This window comes from Massilia sp. IC2-477, from assembly GCF_020707265.1.
Taxonomy (GTDB): Bacteria; Pseudomonadota; Gammaproteobacteria; order Burkholderiales; family Burkholderiaceae_D; genus Telluria.
The window spans coordinates 36,026-62,405 of record NZ_JAJFEQ010000016.1 but is presented as its reverse complement, the minus strand read 5'-3'; the positions used below and the strand labels follow the sequence as shown (position 1 = coordinate 62,405).

Annotated in this window: 25 protein-coding genes and 1 pseudogene; 9 read left to right on the top strand and 17 right to left on the bottom strand. The window is 64.2% G+C overall.

Features of this window, described 5'->3' with window-relative positions; all coding sequences use genetic code 11:
- Nucleotides 1-113: 113 nt before the first annotated feature.
- The 6 genes and pseudogenes from LK542_RS23250 to LK542_RS23225 form a co-directional block, all read right to left on the bottom strand.
- Nucleotides 114-1,118: pseudogene (locus LK542_RS23250) on the bottom strand (NAD-dependent epimerase/dehydratase family protein); the annotation flags it as partial.
- Nucleotides 1,119-1,180: 62 nt separating this feature from the next.
- A complete protein-coding gene (locus LK542_RS23245) occupies nt 1,181-2,443 on the bottom strand; it encodes a glycosyltransferase (RefSeq protein ID WP_227813771.1) in 1,263 nt (420 codons plus the stop codon).
- Between the two features lie 490 nt (nt 2,444-2,933).
- Entirely contained in the window at nt 2,934-4,307 is a 1,374-nt protein-coding gene (locus LK542_RS23240) for a GNVR domain-containing protein (RefSeq protein WP_374040245.1), read from the bottom strand.
- 204 nt (nt 4,308-4,511) lie between these two features.
- Nucleotides 4,512-5,501, bottom strand: a complete 990-nt coding sequence (locus LK542_RS23235) for a LysR family transcriptional regulator (protein ID WP_227813769.1) — start codon at nt 5,499-5,501, stop codon at nt 4,512-4,514.
- A gap of 576 nt (nt 5,502-6,077) precedes the next feature.
- Nucleotides 6,078-6,512, bottom strand: coding sequence for a thioesterase family protein (locus LK542_RS23230; RefSeq protein ID WP_227813768.1), 435 nt, complete (start codon nt 6,510-6,512; stop codon nt 6,078-6,080).
- 30 nt (nt 6,513-6,542) lie between these two features.
- The gene (locus LK542_RS23225; RefSeq protein WP_227802388.1) at nt 6,543-7,319 is read right to left on the bottom strand and encodes an SDR family oxidoreductase; all 777 of its coding nucleotides are present in this window, start codon (nt 7,317-7,319) and stop codon (nt 6,543-6,545) included.
- Nucleotides 7,320-7,496: 177 nt separating this feature from the next.
- Here LK542_RS23225 and LK542_RS23220 point away from each other — a divergent pair, with 177 nt between their 5' ends.
- The 5 genes from LK542_RS23220 (at nt 7,497) to LK542_RS23200 (ending at nt 11,277) form a co-directional block, all read left to right on the top strand.
- Nucleotides 7,497-9,173, top strand: coding sequence for an electron transfer flavoprotein-ubiquinone oxidoreductase (locus LK542_RS23220; protein ID WP_227802387.1), 1,677 nt, complete (start codon nt 7,497-7,499; stop codon nt 9,171-9,173).
- Nucleotides 9,174-9,178: 5 nt separating this feature from the next.
- Entirely contained in the window at nt 9,179-10,111 is a 933-nt protein-coding gene (locus LK542_RS23215) for an alpha/beta hydrolase (protein WP_227813767.1), read from the top strand.
- Between the two features lie 65 nt (nt 10,112-10,176).
- Nucleotides 10,177-10,350, top strand: coding sequence for a hypothetical protein (locus tag LK542_RS23210; protein WP_227802385.1), 174 nt, complete (start codon nt 10,177-10,179; stop codon nt 10,348-10,350).
- Nucleotides 10,351-10,466: 116 nt separating this feature from the next.
- Nucleotides 10,467-10,727 (top strand): hypothetical protein, encoded by a 261-nt coding sequence (locus LK542_RS23205; protein ID WP_227813766.1) that lies wholly within the window; start codon nt 10,467-10,469, stop codon nt 10,725-10,727.
- 205 nt (nt 10,728-10,932) lie between these two features.
- On the top strand, nt 10,933-11,277 hold the full coding sequence (locus LK542_RS23200) for a hypothetical protein (protein WP_227813765.1): 345 nt from the start codon (nt 10,933-10,935) through the stop codon (nt 11,275-11,277).
- A gap of 31 nt (nt 11,278-11,308) precedes the next feature.
- On the opposite strand, the gene LK542_RS23195 is transcribed toward LK542_RS23200, so the two are convergent.
- From LK542_RS23195 to LK542_RS23185, 3 genes are all read right to left on the bottom strand, one after another.
- Complete coding sequence (locus LK542_RS23195) at nt 11,309-11,971, bottom strand: ABC transporter permease subunit (RefSeq protein WP_227802382.1); 663 nt, start codon at nt 11,969-11,971, stop codon at nt 11,309-11,311.
- A gap of 9 nt (nt 11,972-11,980) precedes the next feature.
- Nucleotides 11,981-12,799, bottom strand: coding sequence for a transporter substrate-binding domain-containing protein (locus LK542_RS23190; RefSeq protein WP_227813764.1), 819 nt, complete (start codon nt 12,797-12,799; stop codon nt 11,981-11,983).
- A 67-nt stretch (nt 12,800-12,866) separates the two neighbouring features.
- Nucleotides 12,867-13,274, bottom strand: coding sequence for a hypothetical protein (locus tag LK542_RS23185; protein ID WP_227813763.1), 408 nt, complete (start codon nt 13,272-13,274; stop codon nt 12,867-12,869).
- A gap of 181 nt (nt 13,275-13,455) precedes the next feature.
- Here LK542_RS23185 and LK542_RS23180 point away from each other — a divergent pair, with 181 nt between their 5' ends.
- Nucleotides 13,456-16,038, top strand: a complete 2,583-nt coding sequence (locus LK542_RS23180; RefSeq protein WP_227813762.1) for a quinoprotein amine dehydrogenase — start codon at nt 13,456-13,458, stop codon at nt 16,036-16,038.
- 25 nt (nt 16,039-16,063) lie between these two features.
- On the opposite strand, the gene LK542_RS23175 is transcribed toward LK542_RS23180, so the two are convergent.
- Nucleotides 16,064-16,735 carry a bifunctional 2-polyprenyl-6-hydroxyphenol methylase/3-demethylubiquinol 3-O-methyltransferase UbiG gene (locus LK542_RS23175; protein ID WP_227802378.1) on the bottom strand — a complete coding sequence of 224 codons (672 nt, stop codon included), beginning with the start codon at nt 16,733-16,735 and terminating at the stop codon, nt 16,064-16,066.
- Between the two features lie 239 nt (nt 16,736-16,974).
- Here LK542_RS23175 and LK542_RS23170 point away from each other — a divergent pair, with 239 nt between their 5' ends.
- Nucleotides 16,975-18,753, top strand: a complete 1,779-nt coding sequence (locus LK542_RS23170; RefSeq protein WP_227813761.1) for a family 16 glycosylhydrolase — start codon at nt 16,975-16,977, stop codon at nt 18,751-18,753.
- Nucleotides 18,754-18,795: 42 nt separating this feature from the next.
- Here LK542_RS23170 and LK542_RS23165 read toward each other — a convergent pair whose 3' ends face one another.
- The 6 genes from LK542_RS23165 to LK542_RS23140 all read right to left on the bottom strand — a co-directional run bounded on the left by LK542_RS23165 (nt 18,796) and on the right by LK542_RS23140 (nt 22,610).
- Nucleotides 18,796-19,398, bottom strand: coding sequence for a carboxymuconolactone decarboxylase family protein (locus LK542_RS23165; protein WP_227802376.1), 603 nt, complete (start codon nt 19,396-19,398; stop codon nt 18,796-18,798).
- Nucleotides 19,399-19,608: 210 nt separating this feature from the next.
- Nucleotides 19,609-20,070 carry a metallophosphoesterase family protein gene (locus LK542_RS23160; RefSeq protein WP_227813760.1) on the bottom strand — a complete coding sequence of 154 codons (462 nt, stop codon included), beginning with the start codon at nt 20,068-20,070 and terminating at the stop codon, nt 19,609-19,611.
- Nucleotides 20,071-20,074: 4 nt separating this feature from the next.
- Nucleotides 20,075-20,371, bottom strand: a complete 297-nt coding sequence (locus tag LK542_RS23155) for a DUF378 domain-containing protein (RefSeq protein ID WP_307728994.1) — start codon at nt 20,369-20,371, stop codon at nt 20,075-20,077.
- 120 nt (nt 20,372-20,491) lie between these two features.
- Nucleotides 20,492-21,127 (bottom strand): DUF882 domain-containing protein, encoded by a 636-nt coding sequence (locus LK542_RS23150; RefSeq protein ID WP_227802373.1) that lies wholly within the window; start codon nt 21,125-21,127, stop codon nt 20,492-20,494.
- Between the two features lie 93 nt (nt 21,128-21,220).
- A complete protein-coding gene (locus LK542_RS23145; protein ID WP_227813759.1) occupies nt 21,221-22,024 on the bottom strand; it encodes a lipid II flippase family protein in 804 nt (267 codons plus the stop codon).
- 55 nt (nt 22,025-22,079) lie between these two features.
- Nucleotides 22,080-22,610: a GNAT family N-acetyltransferase gene (locus LK542_RS23140; protein ID WP_227813758.1), complete on the bottom strand. Its 531-nt coding sequence runs from the start codon at nt 22,608-22,610 to the stop codon at nt 22,080-22,082.
- Between the two features lie 229 nt (nt 22,611-22,839).
- Here LK542_RS23140 and LK542_RS23135 point away from each other — a divergent pair, with 229 nt between their 5' ends.
- Entirely contained in the window at nt 22,840-23,850 is a 1,011-nt protein-coding gene (locus tag LK542_RS23135) for a sulfate ABC transporter substrate-binding protein (protein ID WP_227813757.1), read from the top strand.
- Nucleotides 23,851-24,131: 281 nt separating this feature from the next.
- A complete protein-coding gene (locus LK542_RS23130; protein WP_227802369.1) occupies nt 24,132-25,073 on the top strand; it encodes a serine hydrolase in 942 nt (313 codons plus the stop codon).
- A 42-nt stretch (nt 25,074-25,115) separates the two neighbouring features.
- Here LK542_RS23130 and LK542_RS23125 read toward each other — a convergent pair whose 3' ends face one another.
- The gene (locus LK542_RS23125) at nt 25,116-26,228 is read right to left on the bottom strand and encodes an RDD family protein (protein ID WP_227813756.1); all 1,113 of its coding nucleotides are present in this window, start codon (nt 26,226-26,228) and stop codon (nt 25,116-25,118) included.
- Nucleotides 26,229-26,380 lie beyond the last annotated feature (152 nt).

Sequence of the window (26,380 nt, the reverse complement as noted above, 5' to 3'; positions counted from 1 at the left end):
CAGTCCGGAAACAGGCCTTCCTGCGTGCCTTCCGTCGACGCCTGCGGCTGGTCGGACGGCGTTGGCCCGCCGGCGGCGCCGGCGCCCCGCGAGGACGCCTGGCTCTGCGCGATATACCAGGGGATGACGGCCCGCAGCCCGTCGACGATGCGGTGCATGGGCACATAGCCGAGTTCGCGCATGGCCTTGCCCACGTCGGCCTGGGAATGCAGCACATCGCCCTTGCGGAAGCCAGCGTAGGCCGGGGTCTTCGTCACCGTCACGCCATTGGCCTGCAGGATCTCTTTCAGGTGGCCGAACAGCGCATTGAGGCTGGTGGTGTCGCCCACTGCGACGTTGTAGACCTCGCTTTTTCCGGTGGCTGGCGCCATGGCGGCCAGCAGGTTGGCCTGCACCACGTTCTCCACGAAGCAGAAATCGCGGCTGGTGCTGCCGTCGCCATTGATGCTGACCTGCCGGTCGGCCAGCATGGCGGCGATCCATTTTGGAATGACGGCGGCGTAGGCCCCGTTCGGATCCTGGCGGCGGCCGAAGACGTTGAAGTAGCGCAGGCCGATGCTGCTGAACCCATAGCTGCGGGCGAACACGTCCGCGTACAGCTCGTTCACGTACTTGGTGACGGCGTAGGGCGACAGCGGCCGGCCGATGCGCTCCTCGACCTTGGGCAAGCCCGGGTGGTCGCCGTAGGTCGAACTCGAGGCGGCATAGACAAAGGCCCCTACCCCGGCGTCGCGCGCAGCGACCAGCATGTTCAGGAAGCCGTCGATGTTGGCGGCGTTGGTGGTCAGGGGGTCTTCCAGCGAGCGCGGTACCGAGCCGAGCGCCGCCTGGTGCAGGACCACGTCGACCCCGCGCACCGCTTTCCGGCAATCCTCCATGCGCCGGATATCGCCGCGCAGGAAGCGGAAGCGTGCCCACTGTTCCGGACTTACCAGGGCGCGCACATCGTCGAGATTATGCTGGTGGCCGGTGGCGAAGTTGTCGAGGCCGATCACGGTCTGGCCCAGTTTCAGCAGGAACTCGGTCAGGTTGGAACCGATGAAGCCCGCACAACCTGTGACGAGCCATGTCTTGGGAGCATTGCGAAGTTCAGCTTGGAGTGTGTCGAAATTATTCATGGTTCGATTACGCCGTGGTGAGCGATGGACGTGGCAGCGAGAGCGGGACGGACCCGCGTGGATCAGGCTGGCCGGCTGCGGTGCTGGGGTCTCAGGCCGAGGATGACAGCCAGGCTTCTGCAATTGCCCCAATTTCCTCTTACTAAGCGCATGTACACTGCGATGTAGATCAATATTTGAGCGAGCACGAGCGCGACAGCCATGGGGATGGTGTCGCCGAGAAGCACCGCTGCCGTGGTGGCCGTGCCCAGCCAGCCAACGACGAAACAGGCTACTGCGGCATTGCAGACCCACGGATAGCGGGTGAATTTCATGCGGTGGCGGGTAACGCGGCGATAGAACAGGGAGTGCAGGTGCAGCCGGTCGGGCGCGCCGACGGCCGCGTTACGCAGGATCTTGCGGCGATACATGCTGAACAGGACCTCGATCACCGGGTAAGCGAAAACCGCCAGGATCTGCCAGGCATTGATGTCGGGATTGCGCGCGATCGTCAGCACCGCCAGTTGCGCGGACCAGAAGCCGAGGAAGTAGGCGCCGCCGTCGCCCATGAACAGGCGCCCGGTCGGGTAATTCAGCAGGAGGAAGCCGATCGTCGCGCCGATGCCGGCCAGCGCCAGCTGCGTGATCAGGACGTCGCCGCTGTTCCAGGCCAGGCAGCCGATTCCCGCCAGGATGATCACGACCGTGGCGCCGGCAACGCCGTGGAATCCATCGATGATGTTGATCGAATTTGTGACGCCGACCACCATGAACAGGGTGACGACCAGGGAAACCGGCAACAGCCTGAGCGTGCTGTCGAGTCCCCAGATATCGAGGCGCGGCAGCGTCGAGCCCAGCAGCCAGGCGGCCAGGATCGCGCTAAACAGGATCGAGCACAGGCGTGTGCGTACCGAAACCCGCTTGGTCAGATCTTCGATGATTCCGGCAAGGAAGGCCGGCACGGCGGCAAGGAGCAGCTTGAGCATGAAGATGCCCGTGTCCCGCTGCAGGGCGAGCAGGGAATATTCCAGCATGCCGAACAGGGGAACGGCCATCACGCCCGATAGCAGGGCAATGCCGCCGGTCCGCGGCACCGTGCGTTGATGGACTTTCTGGATTCCCTTGACGTCAACGTCGAAGGAATAGGAACCGTGCCAGCGTTCGGTCGCCACATTGAGTGCGCAAACCAGCAGGCTGACGAGCAATGCAAGCGCCGCCGTTCCCGCCATCGCTGGATGGGAAATGCCAAATAGCGCAAATTCAAAACCGCGACGAATATGCTCTTCGAACGCCATAAAAGCTTCCACCCAGAACGCAAGCAATCGATTGAGGGCCAGGAATTGCAATGCAGTTTAGTGCCTTTTTTGCCGGCACTAAATTGTTTTAGTTTTATACCTGGAGCCTGAATATCGTTTCCACATCACTACTCTAACAAAATCAACTTCGAGAAAAAGTGGGAAAAATCGATTGGTTAACGCGCTAAATACCGGGTTCCAAATATTTTATTGATGCGTTCCTTCAGATAATGTTTCTAGTCTGAATCCGATTATCGACATACGGAACGCGCATAGAAAGGACGTCGGCACACCGCGCCAAAAACTTCAAGGCCGGAATGGAAAATTAAATTGGAAGATGTCGGACGCGGACATTACTGCGTGTCCGATCGTTTCAGAAACGGCAATGACTGGGCCATTACCGGAATGTGGCAGGAGATAATAGTAAAGAAAATGATCCGCGGGCTTTAATAGATCACTGTCATCCGGAATAAGGGACGGCGCCTCGACAATGACGCAGCCGCTCCACGGACCTGCTGGCCATGCGATACGCAGCTGCCCATCATCCGCTGACCGTGACTTCCTGCCTGTCCGGAATATCCCGCATGTACAGCAGGGTCACGCGACTGTTGCGCGCGACGATGGCGTTCTTCACGACCGAGGCGATGACGCCGGCAGCCAGGCCGCCAAGGCAGGCGAGCACGATCATCACGGTCAGCTTGAGCGTGCCCGGCTGCAGCGGCGTTTCGGCACGATCCACCACGCGGACGTCGCGGTTGTCGGAAGACATCAGGGCAGCGAGCTTCTGCTGCGTGTTGAGCAGACCCATGTGAACTTCGCTGTTCGCCTTGCGATCGCGGGTCAGGCGTGCAATTTCCTGCTGCGCCGCCCCCAGGGAGCGGCGCCGTGCCTCGAGCCGGTTCAGGTCGTCGCGTACGTCCTGGATATGGCGGCTTGCCACGATCACCGTGGGATGCTGCTCCAGGAAGCGGCTGGACAGCTCGAGTTTTTGCTGCTCGGCCTCCGCCAGCTTCGCCTGCAGGGCGATCGATTGCTGGGACAGGGTCGTACTTTCCTCGTTCAGGTCGGAGACCCCGTGTGCACGCAGCACCTGCCCGAGCCGCTCATCGAGTTTTTGCATCCGTTGCCGCGATTCGGCCAGCTGCTGGTCGTAGAAGGCCAGCGCCCGGCCGGTTTCGTTCGATTTCTGCGCCACATGCTGGGACACGTATTCGTCCCCGACCTGGTTCAGGATCCGGCTGATCAGTTCCGGCTTCGACCCTTTCAGCGACACCCCGATCACGTTCGATTCCTTGCCGTTTTCAGTCACGCTCAGCGATTTGCGCAATTGCTCGACCACCTGGAAAGTCGGGTTGCGGGTGACGACGAACTGCGCTCCCGGCCGGGCGTCGATGGCGCTTACAAGGAGCTCGATGTTTCCGTGACGGGTGCGCAGCCGGGCGGGCTGGCCCACCCTGCCCGCCAGCTTGATACCCAGGGTTTCGTGGGTGAGCGTGAAGCTGCCTGCGCGTCCGACTGCCAGCGCGAATGGCTGGCGCAGCAGACGCCCCGGCACATTGAAGACGGACACATTCACGCGGTCTGTCCCCCAGGCATACCCACGCAGTTCCAGGAATTCGGGCAATCCCCTGTCGCTGCGCGCCAGGAAGGCGCCGACTACCGGAAAGTACTTCGGTTCGACGCTGAGATCGAGCTGCAATGCCTTGACGACCCGGGTGATGATCGAACGCGAGCGCAGGATTTCCACTTCGGTGGCAGCAGGAACATCGGTCTGCATCTCGCGCGAGAGCGGTGCGTTGCGGTTGATCTGGATGAGGATATTGCTTTCGTAGATGGGCGTCACGCTGAGGGCGGCCAGGATGCCGATCAGCGCGGTCAGCAGCGCAACGCCAAGGACCAGCCATCCGTTCCGCACAATGCTCGTGAAGCGGAAAATTGGCTCGGGGAGCGCGTTGTCGTCCCTCTGTTTGCTGCGCGGCGGTTGTCGCGGTTTGCTCATGCTGTCTGCCCGGTGATTTGTCACTTGCCAAGTAAAACGATTCTGCCTTGCTTCCCATCCCTGTCCCCGGCCCTGCCGCGCTCGGCGGCACCATGCCCCAATGGCGGCCAGGATCGCCGGTCACACTGGACGACTGCTGCAGGCCTGGAGCGCGTCGGCAAAGGCCACGGTTCCCGTATCGGCGCATGGCCCATGGACCAGGTAGAGCCTGGTCTTGAAACTGGCGCCGTGCTTCAGGGGCAGGATGCGGACCTGGTTCCCGTCGAGCCAGCGCTGCACCCGGTGCCTGGGCAGCCAGGCGTATCCCAGCCCATGGCGCAAGGCCCCGATCGCCCAGTCGAGCGTGCTGACCGTCCACGGTCGCGGCAAGCGCGTCAGGCCGTGGGGTGCTTCCACCCCGGCTTCGTCGCCGGTTCCAGCGACGGCGATCTGCAGCTGCGACTTGAGGTCGTCGACACCGAGCGGCCGCTTGAGCGCGAACAGCGGATTGTCTGGATGGGCGACCGCGACGTGCTCGATCTCGAGGAGCTCACGGCAGGCGAAGCCCGGGATGGTTTGCGCACTGATCGCCAGGTCGGCCGTGTTGTCGCGCAGTGCCTGGGCAGCCTGCTCGCAGCTCGTCTCCTTCACGCTGACCCTGGTCTTGCGCGGCTGCGAGGACAGTTCGCGCATGGCGAGCATGAGCAGGTCGGGCGGGAAGTTGAGGTCCACCGCCACCCGCACTTCCCGGCCCCATCCCTGGCGCAGGTGTTCGGCCAGCTCCTCAAGTTCAGCTGCATTCCTGACCAGCTCGCGCGAACGCGCCAGCAAGACCTTGCCTTCCTCGGTAATCTGGGCCTTGCGTCCTTTTAGCGTTAGCAGGGGAACTCCCAGTTGTTCCTGCAGCTTGGTGAGCGCGTGGCTGATCGACGACTGGCTGACATGCAGCTGGTTTGCGGCGCCGACGAAACCGTCCGCATCGATCACTGCGTGAAACATCTTCCATTGCCTGAGGCTGATGCGCAGATTCCTGTTATGGGCATGCAGGGATTCGCCAATAACGGATGGGCAGGCCACGTTCGGCGATTCCGACGTGTCGAATCGGGCCTGCACCGGGTCGTCCATTTTCATGATTTCGTCCGTTAAGAGTGACAGCACTGCAGCGCAACACGGGAATTTGGAAGCGCGGCAAAGTTTTCGAGCAGAATGATTCCTGCCAGAAGGTGATTCAATTCTATTCTTTATAAAATTGTCATATTTGCAAAACCTCAAACCTCGCAGCAACTACCTGAAACTTCCGCACAGAAATTTCCTGAATTAAACGTTCTCCATTTGCAAGGAATGATCAATTAGGCCCCACCAAGCGCGCGATTTGGAACAAGCCGTATTTAGTGTACGGTCGAGAGTTACGCATAAGCTGATAATCGCCAAGGGTCCGCGCTTGACTTTCAAAGCGTAATGGGGACATTAGCTTGAATAATTCTCAGAAAATATATCGTAATTAATTTCCCCGCTAATATAGAAACGGAAAAGTAGCGCCGGCTATGAATGAATTGCAGCGAGATTAGAAAAGGAATAGTCGGCGGATCGGAATATGACACGCAGCCTGTCCGGCTCCCGGCGGACAAAGGCATTCAGCACCGGGCGACGCTGCGATGAACACAAAAGTGGTCCAGCCTTGCACCAGACCACTTACAACAATAAGGACTAACCCTGCTCCGCCACCGGCAACAAGGCCCGCAGCCGCTCCGGCAAGGGCCGCGATTTCTCCGCCTTGAAGTCGATCCACACGACTTTCGCACCGCCTTCGGCGTGGAGTGCACCCGCCTGCCCGTCCGGGCCGACCAGACGGATCTCGTGGGTGACCTCGACGCTGGAACGCCCCGGCGGGCCGACGAAGGTGGTGACTTCGATCTCGCCCGGATAGGTCAGCTGCTTCAGGAAACTGCAGTAGGCGTTGACGATGACCGGGCCTTCGTTGGCCCCGGCGGGATCGGGCAGCGCCCCGACCTCGTCCAGCCAGGCGATGCGCGCCGATTCGATGTAGCGGAAATAGACGGTGTTGTTGACATGACCCATTGCATCCATGTCGCCCCAACGGATCGGGATCCTCATGGAATGTACAAACTGCTTGCTGCTCATTGCTTCCTTACCTGTGAAACTAAAAACTGCTTACTGCGCCGTCATGCCGTCGTCGGCCGTGATGACGGCGCCGTTGATGAAATGGGCTTCGTCCGCGGCCAGCAGCAGCAGGAGCCCGTCGAGGTCTTCCGGCTTGCCGGTGCGTTTGCGCGGCAGCATGTCGATCAGCTTGCGCCCCTGCTCGGAGTCGAAGTAGTCCTCGTTCATTTCGGTGGCGATGTAGCCGGGGCAGATGGCGTTGACGTTGATGCCGTAGCGGCCCCACTCGACCGCCATCGCCTTGGTCATCTGCACCACGCCGGCCTTGCTCATGCAGTACACGCCGATCTGGGGCAGCACGCGCAGGCCGGCCACCGAGGCGATGTTGACGATGCGGTGCTGCTTGCGCGGGTCGCCCTTGGCGCGCTGGATCATGCGCTTGGCGGTCTGCTGCGCGACAAAGAAGGCGCCGCGCAGGTTGGTGTCCATGATGTAGTTGTAGTCGTCCTCGGTGACGTCCAGCAGGCGCTGGGTGTTCGACACGCCCGAGTTGTTGACCAGGATGTCGATCGGACCGGCCTCGGTCTCGGCATGCGCGATGGCGGCCTTGATCGATCCCAGGTCGGTGACATCCAGGCGCACCACGTGGGCGGCGCCGCCGTCGGCCTCGATCTCCGCGCGCAGTTCCTTCAGGCGCTCGACCCGGCGCGAGGCCAGCACCACCTGGGCGCCGGCGCCGGCCAGCGCCTTGGCGAAACGGGCACCGAGGCCGCTCGAGGCGCCGGTGACCATGGCGATTTTTCCTTCGTAATTGACTTCGATGCCCACTCGGCTCCCCTTCTCGTGCTTGATGTATGCGAGCTTGCGAAGTCCTCATGATTACACAAATCACCAGTATTAGATTGCCGCATCTAATAATGTCCGTAAAATGGCGCCCAACATTGCAATCGACAGCAAAAAAGTGCACACTCGTGCTTAAATTTCATTCTCATTATTAAAATAACCATGACCGAGCCAACCAACATCCTCGAACAATACGGACCACGCGAAGCAATGGAGTACGACGTGGTGATCGTCGGCGGCGGCCCCGCGGGCCTGTCCGCAGCGATCCGGCTCAAGCAGCTGGCGGCGGAACAGGGCCGCGAAGTCTCCGTCTGCGTGCTCGAAAAAGGCGGCGAGCTGGGTGCGCACATCCTCTCCGGCGCGGTCATGGACCCGATCGCCCTGAATGAGCTGATCCCGGACTGGAAGGAAAAAGGCGCACCGCTCAACACCCCGGTGACCGAAGACCAGGTACTGTTCCTCACCGAGACCAAGGCGATCAGGACCCCGAACTTCATGGTCCCGAAGATGCTGACCAACCATGGCAACTACGTGATCTCGCTGGCCAACGTGGTGCGCTGGCTCGGTACGCAGGCGGAAAGCCTGGGCGTCGAGATCTTCCCGGGCTTCCCGGCCGCGGAGGTGCTGTACAACGAGGACGGTTCGGTCAAGGGTGTCGCCACCGGCAACATGGGCGTCAAGCGCGATGGCGAGCCGGGCGCCGACTTCCAGCTCGGGATGGAGCTGCATGCCAAGTACACCCTGTTCGCGGAAGGCTCACGCGGCCACCTGGGCAAGGCCCTGATGGCCAAGTATGAGCTCAACCAGGGCAAGGATCCGCAGACCTACGGCATCGGCATCAAGGAGCTGTGGGAGATCGATCCATCCAAGCACAAGCCGGGCCTGGTGATCCACACCGCCGGCTGGCCGCTGGACAACAGCACCTATGGCGGGTCCTTCCTGTACCATCTGGAGAACAACCAGGTGGCAGTCGGCTTCGTGGTGGGCCTGGCTTACCAGAACCCCTACCTTTCGCCGTACGAGGAATTCCAGCGCTATAAAACGCACCCGGCGATCCGCCACTTCTTCGAAGGCGGCAAGCGCATCTCGTATGGCGCGCGCGCGATCACCGCGGGCGGCCTGCAGTCGCTGCCGAAGACCGTGTTCCCGGGCGGCGCCCTGATCGGCTGCGACGCCGGCTTCCTGAACACCAGCCGCATCAAGGGCAGCCACGCCGCGATCAAGACCGGCATGCTGGCCGCGGAAAGCGCGTTCGCGGCGCTGGGTGAAGGCCGCCAGCACGACGAACTGGCGTCCTACCCGGCAGCGTTCGAAAAGAGCTGGCTGCACGAAGAACTGCACGTCGCGCGCAACTTCAAGCCGTGGATGTCGAAGGGCCTGTACGTCGGCACCATCATGACCGGCATCGACCAGATGGTCTTCCGCGGCAAGGCTCCCTGGACCCTGCACCACAAGCATGCGGACCATGAATGCCTGAAGCCCGCCTCGCAGTTCCAGCCGATCGCCTATCCGAAGCCGGACGGCAAGCTGACCTTCGATCGCCTGTCCTCGGTGTTCATCTCGAACACCAACCATGCGGAAGACCAGCCGATCCACCTGACCCTCAAGAACCCGAGCATCCCGGTGGACGTCAACCTGGCCAAGTATGCGGGCCCGGAGCAGCGCTACTGCCCGGCCGGCGTGTACGAATACGTGAAGACCGACGAAGGCAAGGACCGCCTGCAGATCAACGCGCAGAACTGCGTGCACTGCAAGACCTGCGACATCAAGGACCCGACCCAGAACATCGTGTGGGTGACGCCGGAAGGCGGCGGCGGCCCGAACTACCCGAACATGTAATCGGGATGCGCGCCCTCGCTACCCTGCTGGCCTGCGCGCTGGCTTTCCCGGCCGCCGCTATGGCAGCTGACGATGGCCTGCGCACCGCGGTGCTGCTCGATCACATGCACGGGATCGACGCCAACGTGACCTACCTGAAGGCGAGCGGACAGGAGCTCAAGCTAGACGTCCTGCTGCCCGACGACTACGCGTCGAAGGCGCGGCCGGTCGTGCTGCGCTTTCACGGCGGCGGCTGGGTCGCGGGCAGCCGCGAAAGTTCGGCCTTGTCCGCCCTGCCCTGGCTGCAGATGGGATACACGGTGGTGAACGTCAGCTACCGCCTGGGGAACACGGCGCTGGCGCCGGCCGCGGTCGAGGACACGCTGTGCGCGCTGCAGTGGGTGGGTCGCAACGCGAAGAAGTACAACTTCGACCTGTCGAAGGTCGTCACCACGGGCAATTCGGCCGGCGGCCACCTGGCGCTCACCACCTCCATGATCCCGGCCGATTCGCCCTTCACCAACCAGTGCGCGGCCAACGAGCCTACCTGGTCCGGGCCTTACCGAAACCCGGCGCCGAAGGTGGCGGCGGTGGTCAACTGGTTCGGCATCACCGACGTCGCCGACATGCTGCAGGGCCCGAACCAGCGCTCGTATGCGGTGGCCTGGTTCGGCAGCATGCCGGGGCGCGAAGGGCTGGCGCGCGCGCTTTCTCCCTTGACTTACGTGCGTGCCGGCGGCCCGCCTGTGTTCACGGTCCACGGCGACGCCGATCCCCTGGTGCCCTACGCGCATGGCGTGCGCCTGAAGGCGGCGCTCGACAAGGCCGGCGTGAAGAACGTCCTGTACACGATCAAGGGCGGCAAGCATGGCGGCTTCGCGCCGGAACAGCAGCTGGCCGCGTTCGAGGCCGTGCGCGAGTTCCTGCGCGGCGAGGGGCTGCTGCCGGCGCAACCCTGAGCGCCGCCTTTTCGCTGTTGTGCCTAAGATGGGGCTCCGACCACATCTTACGCAAGGAGGCTGCCATGCCTGAAACCAAGGATACCGACCGGAGCCTGAGCGACATCCAGCTCGACGACTTCGACGTCAACCGCCAGCGCGAACGGCTCGAGCAGAGCCGCCCCGGTAACCTGCAATCCGACCAGAAGCCGACGCCGCAACAGCCGGACGAGCAGTCGCGCCAGGGCGAAAAGCGCTAGCATTTTTACTGCTGGCTTTGTGCGAGCCGTCCTACGGCAGCTCCTCCCCCATTCCGATTGTCCCGGGCCGCCAGAGGTCTATCATCGAGCCATCGACACTCAAACAGGAGAACAGTATGGGTGAAAACAAAGGCCATGGCGTCAAGGGGCCGCGCCACGACGATGACGTGGACGACCTCAGCATCAATACCGCGAGCGGCAGGGTCGCCAACGGCGGCCAGCAGCAGTCGAGCAACATGCATCCGGGGCAGCAGCAGGACAGCATGCAGTCCGATCAGCTGCAGGGCAACCAGCAGTCCGTGCAAGGCGACGGCCAGGGAGCGGGACAGCAGCGACAAGGTAACAAGCAATCGGGACCGCAACAAGGGAACCAGTAGCACTGGTGATCGTCAACCCAAACGCAATCGGGCGCGCACCGGCAAGTCAGTCTTGTCCGGTGCGCGTTTGCATTGTGCTGACACTTTTCTTTCCTGCGGGCGAGCGCGTCCGAACGGTCCTACGCACAGGCCGCGCGGGCTCCGATTGCCGATGTCAGCAGGAAGATTAAGATGGTCACTCAACTTCCTTATCAAGGAGACGAACATGAACCAGAATCAGCAGAACGGTCAGAAGCAATCGACGCCGGACACCAACTCGAACGATCCGATGAAGGACCTGGTCGCGACTGACGGCCAGGGCCAGCAGTCGGGCAACCAGCAGTCCGGTGGCCAGCAATCGGGCAGCCAGCAGCAGGGCCAGCAAGGTGGCCAGCAGCAGGGCAGCGAGCAGCAAGGTGGCCAGCAAGGCAACCAGCAGCAGGGCGGCGGCCAGCACGCTTCCGGCGGCACCCCGGCCCTGGAAGACCTCGACGGCCAGAACCAGGGCGAAAGCGCCCAGCAGGCTTCGGAAGCCTTCCAGCAGCAGGATCAAGGGGGCGGCAACCGCTAAGCCCCGGCGCCGTGCGCAGGCCGCCTGGCTTTCAGCGCACGGTGTGGGCGCGATTCAGGCGGCGCTCGGCGCGGCGCTGGATCGCCTCGAAGAACAGGCTCAGAAGCCAGTAAACGCAGGCCGCCGCGATATACAGCGGCAGCGGCTGGAACGTCACCGCAATCACTTCCTTGGTCGCGAGCATCAGCTCTGTCACCGTGATCACCGACACCAGCGAGGTGTCCTTGATCAGGCTGATGAGCGTATTGCTCATTGACGGCACTGCGATGCGCAGCGCCTGCGGCAGGATGATGTGGTGCAGGGTCTGCCAGTAGCCCAGGCCCAGGCTGAAACTGGCGCGCCACTGCCCTTCGCTGACCGCGCGGATCGCACCACGCAGGCTTTCCGACAGATAGGCGCCGCTATTGAGCGACAGCGCCAGCACGCCCGCCGTCACCGGCGCGAACTCGATGCCGATGCTCGGCAATCCGTAATAGATGACGAAGATCTGCACCAGCAGCGGCGTGCCGCGCATGATGCTGACGTAGAAGCTCGCCGGCAGGCGTACCAGGGCCCAGGGCGCGATGCGCATCAGGGCCACCGGCAGGCCGATCGCCAGTCCGCCCAGCATCGAGGCCACTGCGAACATCAGGGTATAGCCGGCGCCTGTCAACAGGGTCGGCGCCGCCTCGCGCAGCAGCGCGATCAGTTCCACGCCGGGCCTTTACTTGGCCGGGCGGCTGGCGTCGACGCCGAACCACTTCATCGACAGCGCCTTCAGCGTGCCGTCGTTGGTCGCGTCCAGCAGGATTTTGTCGACCGCCGCCTTGAACTGCGGGCTGCCCTTGCGGAAGGGGATGCCCATGCGCTCGGGTGCACCGACGCGCGCGCCGGCCTTGATCGGCAGCGGCGAATTCTTGAGCAGGTAGGCCACCATCAGGCTGTCGTTCAGGGCCGCGTCGATGCGGCCGAAGGCCAGGTCCTGCAGGTTTTCCGGCGCCGCCGGATAACTCTTGACCGTGATGCCCGGCACCGCCTTGACCTGCTGCTCGAACACGCTGCCCTGCCCCACCCCAACGGTCCTGCCTTTCAGGTCGGCCAGGCTGGCGTAGCTGGCGCGGTCGTTCTTGCGCACGATGAGCTGCGGGAAGGAATAGGTGTAGGGACGCGAGAAATCGAAGGCCTGCTCGCGCTTGGGCGTGATGCCGACCTGGCTGACGATGACATCGTACTTGCCGGCGGCCAGGCCCGCCAGGATCGCAGCCCATTCGGTGCTGACGAATTCCGGCCGCAAGCCCAGCTTGCCCGCGACCAGGCGCGCGACGTCGACGTCGTAGCCCGTCAGCTGGCCGGTCTTGGGGTCCTTGAAGTTGAAGGGCGGGTAGGTGCCTTCCATCGCGATGCGCAGCGAGCCGCGCGCCTTCGCTTCCGCGAGCAGGTCGGCCGCCGCGGCTGCATGCAGCGGCGCCAATGCCGACAGCGACGCCGCCAGCGCCAGGCCGAGCAGGGTCCGGCGTGCCACGGTGTTCGAATGCTTGCCCATCAATGCGTCTCCATCCAAGGTCGAGCTGACTTTATAACCGAAACCGGCGCAGCCGGGAAGGCTGGGTCTAGTAAGCAGGCCGGCGGGCGCGCGATCCGAACCGATGGCCGACCACCAGGGTCGTGCTCGCGACCAGGGTCGACAGCCCGAGAATCAGCTGCACCAGCCTGTCGTCTGGCAGCACCCAGACCTGGCCGCGCGGCGGCTCGGCGCCGGTGGCGGCATGGATCAGCGGCGAGATCCAGTCGGCGTCCGGCTCGACATCGAGGATCACGGCGTCGTCCGTGGTCTGCATGTAGACGTTGCCGCCTTCGGCCAGCGTAAAGCAGATGCCGACGCCGGTCTCGGTCGGCTTGACCAGCTCCTGCAGGGCGCGGTTATGCTCGTCGATCCAGAGTTCGACGTCCTGCGGGGTTTCCAGCGCGGTCCAGGGACGGGGGCGAAAGCGCGGCGGGGTATCGGGTGGCAAATTCATGTGATGCGGGTAAAAGCGGGGCTGATATCAATTCGGCCGTATCTTACGGGATTTTTGTGTGCCAGTATGCAGTCCGCCGGTTCTCCAACAAGGAAATACCTTGGAAAGTAATGTCCCTGCTCCTGTCATGTCTTTTTATGAAAAAAATTTCCAACCACTTCCCGTTCAAGCCGAGGTATTCGTGAAAGTCAGATCCCTGTTGTACTGGCCCTACGTCGCTGCGCTCGCAGCCATGCTGGCGTCCTGTGGCGGCGGTGGCGGTGGCGGAGGCGGCAGCTCCGGCACGGCGCCACCGGTCCCACCGCCCGTGAGCAGCCCCGCTCTGCAGTTTTCGCCGCAAAAGGCCAGCGCCAGCGTCGAAGCCGGACTCTCGGCCACCATCTCGATCAACGCCAGCGTCCTGCGTCCGCAGGACTTCAGCGGCAATGTGTATGCGTTCGTGGTGGACGACACCGGGGTGCTGCTGCCAAACGCACGCTTCGTCGCCAGTTCGCCGACCAGCTACACGGCGGTCCTGCAGACCGCGCCGAGCCTGGCAGCCGGCAGCTACCGCGGCAACTTCACGATCAAGCTGTGCCGCGACACGGGCTGCGCCAGCCAGTTCCCGGGCTCGCCCATGCTGCTGCCCTACGAATTGACCGTCACGCCGGCCAAGCCGGCAGACCTGTCGGCCCGCCCGGAAACGACCCTCGGCACGACGATGAACCTGGGCGACACCCCGCGCCAGCAGCTCGTGCTCGTGGGTGGCCAGGGCCTGCAATGGACGGCGACCAGCAACGTGGCCTGGGCGCGTCCGGTCAACGCCAGCGGCAGCGGCCCCGGCCGCTTCGCGGTCGAATTCAACGCCGCCGGCCTCGCCGCCGGCAACTACGTCGGCGAACTGGCGATCGAGTCGAGCGACAAGCAGCGCATCACGCTGCCGCTGACCCTGGCGTTGATGGCGAACCGCTTCGAGACCAGCGGCACCGGCTTCACCTTCAATGCCGTCAACGGCGCGCCGATCGCGCCGCAGAACGTCACCTTCTCGCTGTCCAACAAGGGCGCCGCGCCCTTCTCGCTGGCCAGCGACCAAGCCTGGCTGTCGGTGACGCCCGCCACCGGCACCACGCCGGGCGCCGCCTCGTTCGCCGTCGATCCGGCGCGCGGCAAGCTCGCCAGCGGCAACCACAACGCCACCGTCACCTTCACCTCGCCGGCGGCCAACAACCTGCAGGTTCCGGTCTACCTGAACCTGACCAAGCCGACGCTGAGCGCTTCGGTGAATACGATCACCCTGGGCGGCAGCACCGGGCGCGAATTCACCGCGGCGCCGTTCAGGCTCTCGCTCAACACGCGCGAGAACGCCTGGCCGTGGACGCTGGCGGGCACGCCTGCCTGGGCCGGCTTCAGCGCCGTGTCCGGCACGGTGAACGAGACCGGCACCAGCATCACCGTCACGCCGAACGCCGCGGCCGCGCCGATCGGTTCGACCAGCGTCGTGCTGGCGCCCCAGGCCACGGTCAACGGCGACGTGGTGTCGACCCCGCTCACGCTGACCATCAACCGCGACCAGCAGAAGATCCTGCCGTCGGTGAACGGTGTCGCCTTCGTGTCGACGCCGGCATGGTCGCGCCTGCGCACCAGCGTGACCGTGAGCGATAATTTCGGCGCCGCTTCCAGCTGGAGCGCAAGCTCGAACGCCGCCTGGCTGTCGGTGACGCGCAGCGGCAATACCCTGACGTTGGAGGCCGACCCGGCCCTGGTGGCGAACGGCGCGACCAGCATCGCCACGGTTACCCTGAGCCCGGCCACGAGCGGCGTCACGGCGCCGGAAACCATCCGCGTCGGCTTCTACAAAGGGGCGACGCCGCCCGAGCTGACCAAGCTCTCGGTCGATTACCATACCCTGGTTGCCGACCCGATCCGTCCGCTGGTCTACGTGCACAAGGGCGGCACCACGCTCGATATCTACAATGTCTATACGGCGCAGAAGACCGGCAGCGTCGCCCTGGGCGCCGCGCTTGGCGACATGAGCGTCAGCCAGGACGGCGCCCGCCTGTACGCCTACGACACGGCCAACCGCAAGGTGGTGGTGCTCGACCTGGACCGCTTGACGACGCTGCCGGACCTGCCGCTGTCCGATGCGGCGTCCAGCTACGAGCGGCTGCTGTCGGTGCGCCCGAACGGCGTCGAGCTGCTGCTGACGGTGTCGGGCATTTACCGGGTCGCGGACGGCAAGCGAATCAGCACCAGCGGCTGGGTCGGTCCGGGCCTGGCCGTCAGCCGCGACGGCAAGCGCGTCTACAGCCAGGACAGCGGCTACAGCCCGTCGAGCGCCAGCGCGAGCACGCTCGACTATTCCGCGATGGGCGGCGGCACCGCGCTGGTGAGCGCAGGCGTGGCCGCGGCCCGCCCTGGCGAGAACGGCCGCGACGTCGCGGTCAGCCCCGACGGCGCGCGCGTCTACTTCGCCAACGGCGCGCCCTACCGCTGCACGATCTTCGACGCCAGCCTGCGCTCGATCGGCAACCTGCCGGGCGGCGACGCCTATCCGAACAACGTGGAAGTCGACGTGCACGGACGCGCCTACTGCGGCCTGCAAGGGCCCTACACGCAGTACGACATCTGGCTGCACGACGCCAACGGCGCTTTTGTAAAGGGCTACAAGTTTGCCGGCTATGCGCGTGGCCTGCTGGCGCGCCAGATGGTGGTGAGCGGCGACGGCATGATGGTGATCGCCCTGAGCGAAGACCCGCTGATGGGAATCATCGCGGTCGGCCTGTAAACCGCCGCGCCCTGCCGGCCCGGCGTCAAGCGGCCAGGCGGCCCGTCAGGATCAGCGAGGCCGGTTTGCGGGTAGCCGGGTGCAGCGGCTCGCGCATCTCGACCACCTGCAAGCCGTGCTCGACGAACAGCGCGATCCAGCTCGACACGGTACGAAAGTACCAGGGCGCGGCGTCGGCAAAGGCGCTGCTGAAACCGGCCCAGCTCCCCTCGCGCCAGCCATCGACATAAGGCGCGTCGCCGCAGGCCACGACGGGGTGCACGGTCTGCACGATCAGGTGGCCGCCGGGGCGCAGGTAGCTCGGCGCCGCCCGCAGCAGGCCGCGCGTGGCCTCGTCGCCGATCAGCGAGAAGTTACAGACCGCCACGTCGGCCGCCAGCTGCAGCTCGCCGGCCGCGATCTGCTCGTAGCTCAGCTGGCGGAATTCGCCGCCGCCGGCGCTTCTCGCCTGTTCGACCAGCCCGGCGATCGCATCGACCCCGACCATCGCTACCTCGGGCAGCGCCCGCACCAGCCAGCCTTCGCCGCAACCGAGATCGACCCCAAGGCGCGGCGCGCGCGCCCGTACCGCCTCGACGATGGCGCTGTTGGTCACCAGCACCCGCGATTCGATCTCGCCGCCGCGCACGGCCGCGGTCCAGGGATCGGTATTGCGCGACCAGGCATCGATGATGGATGCGTCATTGTGTTGTGGCATGGGTCTCTCCGTGTTCGGCATGAATCGATCCATAGACTATCTCAAAATCATTTGCGATAGATCAAGACTCGCGCACGCTTACATTTGACGTCAATACAAATCTCACATATTCTTTCACTCAACGGTATGGAAACGTTTCCAGTTTCGACAGGATCATACGAGACCAACGCATGAAGTTGGCAGACCGCGGCGCGCCGTCCTGGCGCACGTTTTTCTTCGGAGTTAAATGAGGAGTCGACGTGAACCAACAGAACCAGAATCGTCACCTGAAGTGGAAACCTTTCCAGTCGCTCGCTGCGACAGCCCTGTTCGCTGCCTGTACCGGGGCAGCGGCCAGCGTCACCAATCCCGTCATCGGCCAGTTGCTGTGGTCCGAGGAATTCAACGGCACCAGCCTGAACACCGGCGTATGGACCGCGTCGGACGGCAACGGCTGCCAGATCAACCTGTGCGGCTATGGCAACGCCGAGCTGCAGTACTACAGCCCCAACAACCTCTCGATCGTCAACGTGCCCTTCGAATCCGGCACGCGCGCCCTGGCGATCCAGGCGCGCTCGCAGACCGTGGGCAGCAACGTGTTCACCTCCGGGAAGATCGACACCAAGGGCAAGGTGCAGGTCCAGTACGGCATGATCGAGGTGCGCCTGGCCACCCCGAACATCGCCACCGGACTATGGCCGGCCGCCTGGATGCTGGGCGTGAGCCCGCAGACCTGGCCGCGCAACGGCGAGATCGACATCATGGAGATGGGCCACAAGGCCTCCATGCGCGCCAGCGCCGGCAATCCCTCGCCCAACCACTTCACCGGCTCGAATGTCATCACCTGGCAGCAGGCTGCCTGCGTGCCGGGCAACGAGAGCTGCGCCGCCTCCACCGCGTGGCAGACCAAGAACTGGTACATCCCGAGCACCTCGCTGGCCAACCGCTTCGTGACCTACCGCCTGTACTGGGATGAAAGCCAGATGCGCTTCACCGTGGTCGACAATGGGGTCGAGCGCAACATGTACGACGCGCCGCTGCCGGTGAACTCGACCGCCCTGCAGGCGCCCTTCTACCTGCTGCTAAACCTGGCCGTGGGCGGAAATTTCACCGACGCCGCCAACCCCAGCCAGGTGACGGCGCCGCTGCCGGGCACAATGTACGTCGACTACGTGCGCGTGTACCAGCTCGACGGCAAGGGCCAGGTCAAGCTCGGCAACCAGACCGTGCCCGAAGTGGCGGGCAAGTTCGGCGTCTTCACCGACACCACGGCCGTCAACAACAAGCTGGTGGCCGGCACCAGTTCCGACATCTTCCTGTGGAACGGCGCCTCGAGCGGGGCCGGCAATACGGCGCCGTATGAAGGCAGCAACGTGATCGCCTGGGCCTACACGGCGCCCGGCCAGTGGTTCGGCGGCGGCGTGCAGGCACGCCAGGCACGCGACCTGTCGAACTACCGCAACGGCACCATGCGCTTCCGCATCAAGATTCCGGCCAATGTGTCCTTCAATATCGGCGTCGGCGACACCTATACCAACCAGAACTGGGTGAACTTCCCGGCCAACACGAGCACCCACGGCCTGGTACGCAACGGCGAATGGGCGCAGGGCAGCATCCCGGTCTCGACCCTGCTCGGCACCAAGGTGGCGGCGCAGTCCCTGCTCGATGTCTTCATGATTTCGAGCGACGCCAACCGCCTGCCCACGTCGACCTTCCAGTTCGCGATCGACGACATCGTGTGGGATTCCGGCACCACCACCACGCCGCCGCCGACGACGCCGACCGGTCCGACCTGGGTCACCCAGCCCAGCGCTACCACGCTGCAGTTCAACACCAATACCGGCAGCTGGGCCGACGTGCACTACACCGTCAACAACGGCGCCCAGCAGAACGTGCGCATGCGGCTGGACGGCAGCACCAACACCTATATCGCGGGCGGCCTGAAGATCGGCGACGTGGTGCGCTACAGCTTTACCTACTGGGACCCCGCGCGTAACTTTGCGGTGGATACGGCCTGGCAGAGCTATACGATGAAGTAAGCTGCCTTCTCCCGGACCCCGCTGTTGCGGTCCGGGAGAAGCTCAGGGTTTGGCAGCTTCCGCGCGCCGCGGCACCCCGGCGGCGCCCGGTGGAAGCTTGAACTGCGCGACGTTCAGCTGCATCGAGAGGTGAACGTAGAATGCGGTCAGGCTGGTGAGGTCGACCACCCCTTTGCTGCCGAAGCGCCGGTTGATGCGGTCGTAGCTTTGATCTGACACCTGGCGATTCCGAACGAGTTCGGTCACGAAGGCATACACGGCATCTTCGTCATCGCTCATGTTCGCCGGCTTTTGACCGATGCCGAGCGCGTCCACGTGGGCCTGGGTGAGACCAGCCTTCAAGGCCAGAGGTAGGTGCTGGTACCAGACGTAGTCCTGGTTCCAGTCCCTGGCAATGTAGAGAATGGCGAGTTCGGCCAGGTTACGCGGTATCGCCGAACCCGCTTTCATGTAGTCGCCGACTTCCCGTGCGTTGCTCATCATTGCCGGGCTATGCAGCATCACTTCGAAGGGTCCGAAGATGGGCGCCTTGCGCACGGCTTCGTATTGCGCGACAGCCTGCTTCTGCTCGGCCGAGTACTTCTCGACGGGAATCACGGGGAGCCGATCTGCCGCCTGGGTGACTTGGGAAAGGAGAAGATGCATGAGAGCCGCTCCGATCAAGAGCGCTCCGCACGAAAGACGGGCCATGGTGTCGCCTCTGGGTAAACGAACCGGTGATGGAAGAGTGTTGCGGCGCTGTCGCGTTCAAGCTACGCCCGGCAAGCCAGTGCGTCAAGATACTGATGGACTCGGATGTGGCGCCAACAAAACAGCAAGGCAGCCTTTCATGCGGCCTGCATGAAGCGCGCGCACTCAGTCGATCTCGAGCGTAAGCAGCCTGGCTGACACCTCATGGCCGTCGATCAGTAATTCACCTACCGAGATCGGCAGCGTGAAGCGACGCCGTCCTGCGCTCCCGGGATTCACGTAGAGCACCCCGCCACGCTGCTGGCAGGCCGGCTTGTGCGAATGGCCGGAGACGACCACGCGCATGCCCGCCGCCTGCGGGTCGATCGGCAATTCCTTGATGTCGTGGATGACGTAGATCGCGACCGCTCCCAGCCGCAAGATGGCGGTCTCGGGAATGTCGGCGGCCCAGGCGCCGCGGTCGTTGTTGCCGCGCACGACGGTCAGCGGCGCCATCGCGGCCAGCGGCGCGAGGATCTCGGGGCCCGTGATGTCCCCGGCATGGATGATATGGTCGCTGCCCCGCAGGAAGTCGAGCGCCTGCGGGCGCAGCAACCCGTGCGTGTCGGAGATCAGGCCGACGCGCATTCGCTCAGTGCGAGCGCTTGCTGCCGGCCATCTTGGCCGTGGTGTAGATCGAGTACAGCGCCGCCAGGCCCACCACCACGTAGACGATGCGGGTGGCCGGGCTGCCCGGGCCGAAGATGGTGGCGACCATGTCGACGTCGAACAGGCCGACCATGGCCCAGTTCAGGCCGCCGATAATCAGGAGCGCCATTGCCAGGTAGTCGAGCGCCGACATGGCGGAGCGCCCTTGCGTGCGCATCGAGGTGCGCCGTTCGCCCATGGTCCTGCGGTCCATCGTTGGAGCATTCATCGTTGCCATCATTGCCTCCTTGAGTCGTGCAGCGTAAAGCGGAATGAATCGGCCAGGCAGGCCTGCCTGACCCCGACAACCCATATTAGCGGAAGTGCGATGGCATGCACGCACGGTGTGCGCGCCGGGGTTTTACCCCTTCCAGGTACGGTTGAGCCCGGTGTCCGCGTGGATCCAGCCGCCCTTCGGGCCGGAGCGGTAGTAGTAGCCGACGCCGCCCTGGCGGAAGCTGCGGATCAGGCCGCCGAGCACTTCCTCGTTCAGGCTGGCGATGCGGATATCGGCCGCCTTGCCCACCATGTGCAGCGACTTGCGCGCCGCCGGCACGCCCTCTTCCACCAGGCGCTTGTTCGAGGCCTCGGTGCGGTAGCCCGACAGGATCTCGAGCGGCTGGGTCATGCCGTAGCGGGCGATGAAGGCTTGCGTGCCCCACAGCACTTCGAACAGCTTGGGGTCGATCGGCGCGCTGGCGCGGCCGTTGACATCGCGCAGGATGTGGCACAGCTCCTGGTAGGCGGAATCGATGATCTCGCCGTCCTTCCAGTACAGCACCTTGGCGCGTTCGCCGCTTTGCGGGCGCACCAGGGAAAGCGTGCGCGGCTTGACCCAGAAATCCAGATCCAGCAGTTGCGCGTCGAACAGGTCGGGCGGCGGTTGCAGGTCGTTGTTCTGGGCAGCGGCGCTGGCCGGGGTCAGGAGCGGGGTGCCGATGACGCCCATGGCGCACAGGCGGGCGCCCTGTTGCAGGAAATCTCTACGTGAAGCCATATCGAACTCATCCAATCGAGGCGCTTACTATAGCGCAAGCTTTACACCGACAAAAGATGTGTTCGTCAAACCTGTTGCGGCCAGCGCAAGTATTCAGATCGCCCTTGCCACCCAGGCAATCAGGATGGCGGACGGCACGAGCAGGGCCTGCGCCAGGATCGTGCCCGCCAGGCGGCTGCCGACCAGCCACACGATCGCCTTCCTGAACTGTCCTTCGCTGACCTTGCCTTCGAGCACGTCGTCGGTCATGCCCGACATGTGGGGGTCGATGAAGATCGCCATCAGGATGGTGGCCCCGCCGTTGATGATCGAGGACAGGGTGCTGGAGGTCACGCGCACGGATGGATCGAGCACGCCCGCATACAGCGCGGCGAACACGCCCACGGTCCACAGGGCGGTGGCCACCACGTTGAGCAGTGTGATGCGCAGCGACACGCCGTGTCCCGAGCGGATCGCGCTGATATTCTTCGCGGCCGGCACGCTGGCCACGTCCTTCACATAGGACAGCCCGCCCTTGAAGAAGCCGTGCAGGATCAGCTTGGGAACCGAGCGGTGCGCCTGGAAATGCAGCACGGCGCGGCAGAACACGCGCTGGAAGGTCGGGATCAGGAAGGCGCCGATGACGGTAGCCAGGCTGCTCGATGCCAGCAGCCACTGGAAGTCGCCCAGCAGCGCGGACTGGGCCGCGCCGTCCAGATTGCTTTCGACGCGCTTGGCCAGGAAGGGGCCGAGGAAGGAATTCGAGGTGCGCGAGAGCAGCACCAGGATGCTGAACAGGGCGAAGGAGACAGCGATGCGGCGGGTGCGCACGCCGGCGATGCGGACCGAATAGGCGAGCGTGCCGATCAGGTGGATGACGAACGTGAGGAAGCAGATGAAGAGCAGTTGTATGTCCACGTATCGTTCCCGATGCCAAAGATTGCTATCTTAGCATCAGAAGATCAGGACGAACTCAGCTGCTGCAATTGCAGAAGCGCTTGCGAGCGCCGGCCTGGGCCTCGCAGCTGGCGTCGAGCTGCTTCCACAACAGATCGCATTCGAGGCCGAAGCAGGCCTTGTCCTTGCCGGCATTCACATAACCCTGGCGCTCGAAGAAGGCGCTGGCGCTGGCCGGGCTGTGCAGGTGGAGCTTGCGGATGTCCCAGGCGCGCGCCTGTCCCTCGGCGGCGGACAGCAGCGCACGGCCGACGCCGCTGCGCAGCGCCTCCGGCGCCACGTAGCACAGTGCCAGCTTGCCGGCCTGGGTCAGCAGGCACAGGCCAAGCAGTTCTCCATCGCGTTCGGCGACCAGGGCGTGGTTGCTGGGAATGGAAAACCAGGTGCTGACGTTGGCCGCGGTCTTGTTGCCGAGCCAGGCCTCGAGCACGCCCGGACGATCTTCGTGGTCGGCCTTGCAGCCGACTTCGATCGAGCGGCGCAGCAGCGCGCAGGCAGCGGACGCATCACCGGGTACCGCCTTGCGAATGTCAAAACGCGTGGACATCAAACATCACTATGCAGAATAAAAACGAACAGGACCCGCGCCGGCGGCGCAATGGCTGGGCACGACTATACACCGAAAGGCCTGTTGCCTGCTGCCGACGTCTGCATGCGTCCGGCAGCGTGCTGTCCCGCTCGGCGGTACTAAGCATATGACAAAACTGTTGTTCCGTAATTGGGCCATCCGATGGATGATGCATCCTGTCCACAAGATTTGAAAAGCGAGAACAAACATGACCCTGACTTCCCCGCTTCGCCGTCTATTGATCGCCCTGGCGCTAGGCGCCGCGCTGCCGCTCACCGCCAGCGCCGCCGAGACCGAGCTGCTGAACGTGTCGTACGACGTCGCGCGCGAGCTGTACAAGGACATCAACCCGGCCTTCATTGCCGCCTACAAGCAGCAGACCAGCCAAACGGTCTCCATCAAGCAGTCGCACGGCGGCTCGAGCAAGCAGGCGCGCGCCGTGGCCGACGGCCTGGAAGCCTCGGTCGTCACCATGAACCAGGCCAATGACATCGACATGCTGGCCGACCGCGGCCTGGTGGCAAAGGACTGGGCCAAGAAGTTCCCGAACAATGCGGCGCCCTATTACTCGACCATGGTCTACCTGGTGCGCAAGGGCAACCCCAAGGGAATCAAGGACTGGGACGACCTGGCGCGCCCGGGCGTGCAGGTGATCATCCCGAACCCAAAGACCGCCGGCAACGGCCGCTATACCTACCTGGCGGCCTGGGGCGCGGCCCTGAAGAAGAAAGGTGGCAATGATGCCCAGGCGCGCGAGCTGGTGGGCCGCATCTTCAAGAACGTGCCGATCCTGGACGCGGGCGGCCGCGCCGCCACCACCACCTTCACCCAGCGGCAGATCGGCGACGTGCTGGTGACCTTCGAGAACGAAGTGAGCATGGTGCGCGCCGAGTTCGGCGACAACTTCGAGGTGGTCTACCCGTCGGTCTCGATCCTGGCCGAATCGCCGGTCGCCGTGGTTGACAAGGTGGTCGACCGCCGCAATCAGCGCAAGGAAGCGACCGCCTACCTGAACTTCCTGTACTCGCCGGCCGGCCAGGAAATCGGCGCCAAGCACTTCATGCGCGTGCGCTCGGACGCCGTGATGAAGAAGTACGCCGCCAACTACCGGCCGATCCAGCTGTTCACGGTGGATGAGCTGTTCGGAGGCTGGCGCAAGGCCCAGGAGCGCCACTTCAACGATGGCGGTGAATTCGATAAGATTTACCAGCCGAAATAAGCCCCTGGCCAACAAGCCCTGCCCCGCGCAGGGCTTTGTTTTTCAGGATAGAATTCCGGGCCGATTCTGGCCTAGCTCATGGACGCTCTGGCAATCCTGACGCTAAACTGCAATAAATTCCGGTCCACAAGGTCATTTTTGCTTGTGTGCCATAGACATGCATCATGCTTGATGCTATCTTCCAACACCTGTAGTTGCCCTACAGCTAGATCGTGAAATCTGACTGTTGACCGCGCACCCCGCGCTTTTCGCTCAACGCAAGCCTATTCCTGAACCCGACAATGTTGAAAAAATTGTTTGCCACCGTATTGATGTCGTTTTCGGCTGCCGCATTCGCGGTGCCGTTCGGCTCGCAATCGGTGCTCGTGGTAGAAGATGACACCGGCAAGATTTTGCTGGAAAAGAATGCAGACCGCGTCGTCCCGATCGCGTCGCTGACCAAGCTGATGACGGCCATGGTCGTGCTGGACGCCCACCAGGACATGGACGAGCTGATCGAAATCGACCGCAGCGACGTCGACACCTTCAAGAACAGCAGCTCGCGGGTGCCGGTCGGCGCCCTGATTTCGCGCCGCGACGTGATGCAGCTGGCCCTGATGTCCTCGGACAACCGCGCCGCGCACGCGCTGGCCCGTACCTATCCAGGCGGCACCGAAGGCTTCAAGGCCGCCGTCAAGCGCAAGATCGCCGCGCTCGGCATGACCCAGACCGTGATCGAAGAGCCGACCGGCCTGTCGCCGCGCAACCGCTCCAACGCCGGCGACCTGGTCAAGATGGCCGCTGCTGCTGCGCGCTATCCCGACATCACCGCCGCTACCACCGAGTCGAAGGACCTGATCAACATCAACGGCCGCCAGGTCGAGTACCGCAACACCAACCGCCTGGTGGGCGCCAAGGGCTGGGACATCGGCCTGTCGAAGACCGGCTATATTTCGGAAGCCGGCCGCTGCCTGATCATGAACATCAAGGCAGGCGGGAAGAACGCGACCATGGTGCTGCTGAACGCCAGCGCCTCCTCGGCACGCATCCTGGACGCACTCAACGTGCGCCGCTTCATCACCGGCGAAGAAGCGCCAGTGGTCGCGCGCGCTTCGAGCCGCGCCCCGCGTTTCAAGGCTTCCTCCAGCCGCGCCCGCATCAAGGCCAGCGCCGGCACCGGCAAGCTCAAGGCGGTCAAGAAGCGCGGCAAGGTGAAGGTGGTGCCGAAGCGCCGCAAGAAATAAGCTATCTGCCGCAACAGCAAAAAGGGCCGCAAGGCCCTTTTGTCATTTTCCGCTCCCAGGCGCCGGCGGCGCCACCGTATCCCACAGGGCACTGCTCAGCTCGGCCACCAGGTCGTCGGTATAGGCGGCCGGCGGCGACTGCATCGCGACCACGCGCCAGGCCTTGCCATCCACTTCCACGATGCGCAGCTGGACCCGCTCCGGGCCCTTGCGGTGCAGGCCGCGGCTGACCCAGGAGCGCCGGCCGCGGAACTCGGCAAAATAGCTTTCGGCCAGCTCGAAACGGTCGGCCAGCCGGTCTTCCAGCGCCTGGGCGTCCTGGCGCAGGGCCCTGCCCCCGCCGGCCTCGTAGGCGAACAGCACCACCGCATGGCCGCTGTGCCGGGTGAACAGGTATTGCGGCGCGCCGTCCGCGCCCTGGCGCGCCTCGGCTTTCCACTGGGGTGCCAGCATGGTGCTGCGCCCGGTGGCCGGGTTGGTCCAGGCCATCGGCGGGGCCGCCAGCATGGCGGTGGCTTCGCGGCTGTCCTGGCGGTCCACCGTGTCGAGGATCATGATGGTGCTGAACAGGCCGGCAAAGGCCAGGCCGAACACGCCCTTCGCCAGCCAGCCGCGGGGGCTGGCGCTCACCAGGAAATCCTTTCTGTCATAGCTTGCCTGCACGCCCTTGCGTAGGCGCAGGCCCTGGCGCGCCATGGTGAGCAGGCTGACGGCAGGCAGGCCGAGTCCCAGGCCGGCGCGCCAGACCGCCATATTGCGGCGAAGCAGCTCACGGAAACCGGGGGTGCTCCCATCGGTGGTGATGACGCGCAAGCCCAGCAGCGCCTTGCCCGGGGTATTGCCCCCCACGGCCAGCAGGGCCGCGTCCAGCACCAGGCCGCCGGGCATGCAGGCCAGGCCGAACAGCTTCCAGCCGAGCGGGGTTTCCAGCCAGTGCAGGAAGCTTGGGGACACCCTGCTCGCCAGGTAGCCGATCACCAGGGCCACCAGTGCGGTTTGCCACCAGAGGTCGAAGCTGCGCGCGAACCAGCGCGCCCAGGCGCCGGCCAGCGGAAAGGCCGGGAGCACATCCTCGTCGTCGGGCAGGCAAGGCAATTGCGCTGCGCTGCGCGCCGCGGGACAGAACACGAGCATCTGCTGGTCGATTGGCTGCATGCTTGCGCCAGGCGTTCACGCCGAAATGTCGGGAATCATGACTACACACGAAAAGTGCAGCCGGGTCTTTGTTCTTGATCGCAGGTAAGACAGCATTTGAACGGCCGAGTTCGATCGCCATGGCGCGCGCAAACACCGCCCTTGGCCTCGAT

What these genes read in the sequence shown, in the direction of transcription:
- LK542_RS23235 (WP_227813769.1), bottom strand. Translation starts at nt 5,501, where the DNA reads ATGAAAATGGACGACCCGGTGCAGGCCCGATTCGACACGTCGGAATCG.
- LK542_RS23230 (WP_227813768.1), bottom strand. Translation starts at nt 6,512, where the DNA reads ATGAGCAGCAAGCAGTTTGTACATTCCATGAGGATCCCGATCCGTTGG.
- LK542_RS23220 (WP_227802387.1), top strand. Translation starts at nt 7,497, where the DNA reads ATGACCGAGCCAACCAACATCCTCGAACAATACGGACCACGCGAAGCA.
- LK542_RS23215 (WP_227813767.1), top strand. Translation starts at nt 9,179, where the DNA reads ATGCGCGCCCTCGCTACCCTGCTGGCCTGCGCGCTGGCTTTCCCGGCC.
- LK542_RS23210 (WP_227802385.1), top strand. Translation starts at nt 10,177, where the DNA reads ATGCCTGAAACCAAGGATACCGACCGGAGCCTGAGCGACATCCAGCTC.
- LK542_RS23205 (WP_227813766.1), top strand. Translation starts at nt 10,467, where the DNA reads ATGGGTGAAAACAAAGGCCATGGCGTCAAGGGGCCGCGCCACGACGAT.
- LK542_RS23200 (WP_227813765.1), top strand. Translation starts at nt 10,933, where the DNA reads ATGAACCAGAATCAGCAGAACGGTCAGAAGCAATCGACGCCGGACACC.
- LK542_RS23190 (WP_227813764.1), bottom strand. Translation starts at nt 12,799, where the DNA reads ATGGGCAAGCATTCGAACACCGTGGCACGCCGGACCCTGCTCGGCCTG.
- LK542_RS23185 (WP_227813763.1), bottom strand. Translation starts at nt 13,274, where the DNA reads ATGAATTTGCCACCCGATACCCCGCCGCGCTTTCGCCCCCGTCCCTGG.
- LK542_RS23175 (WP_227802378.1), bottom strand. Translation starts at nt 16,735, where the DNA reads ATGCCACAACACAATGACGCATCCATCATCGATGCCTGGTCGCGCAAT.
- LK542_RS23165 (WP_227802376.1), bottom strand. Translation starts at nt 19,398, where the DNA reads ATGCATCTTCTCCTTTCCCAAGTCACCCAGGCGGCAGATCGGCTCCCC.
- LK542_RS23160 (WP_227813760.1), bottom strand. Translation starts at nt 20,070, where the DNA reads ATGCGCGTCGGCCTGATCTCCGACACGCACGGGTTGCTGCGCCCGCAG.
- LK542_RS23155 (WP_307728994.1), bottom strand. Translation starts at nt 20,371, where the DNA reads ATGATGGCAACGATGAATGCTCCAACGATGGACCGCAGGACCATGGGC.
- LK542_RS23150 (WP_227802373.1), bottom strand. Translation starts at nt 21,127, where the DNA reads ATGGCTTCACGTAGAGATTTCCTGCAACAGGGCGCCCGCCTGTGCGCC.
- LK542_RS23140 (WP_227813758.1), bottom strand. Translation starts at nt 22,610, where the DNA reads ATGTCCACGCGTTTTGACATTCGCAAGGCGGTACCCGGTGATGCGTCC.
- LK542_RS23135 (WP_227813757.1), top strand. Translation starts at nt 22,840, where the DNA reads ATGACCCTGACTTCCCCGCTTCGCCGTCTATTGATCGCCCTGGCGCTA.
- LK542_RS23130 (WP_227802369.1), top strand. Translation starts at nt 24,132, where the DNA reads ATGTTGAAAAAATTGTTTGCCACCGTATTGATGTCGTTTTCGGCTGCC.
- LK542_RS23125 (WP_227813756.1), bottom strand. Translation starts at nt 26,228, where the DNA reads ATGCAGCCAATCGACCAGCAGATGCTCGTGTTCTGTCCCGCGGCGCGC.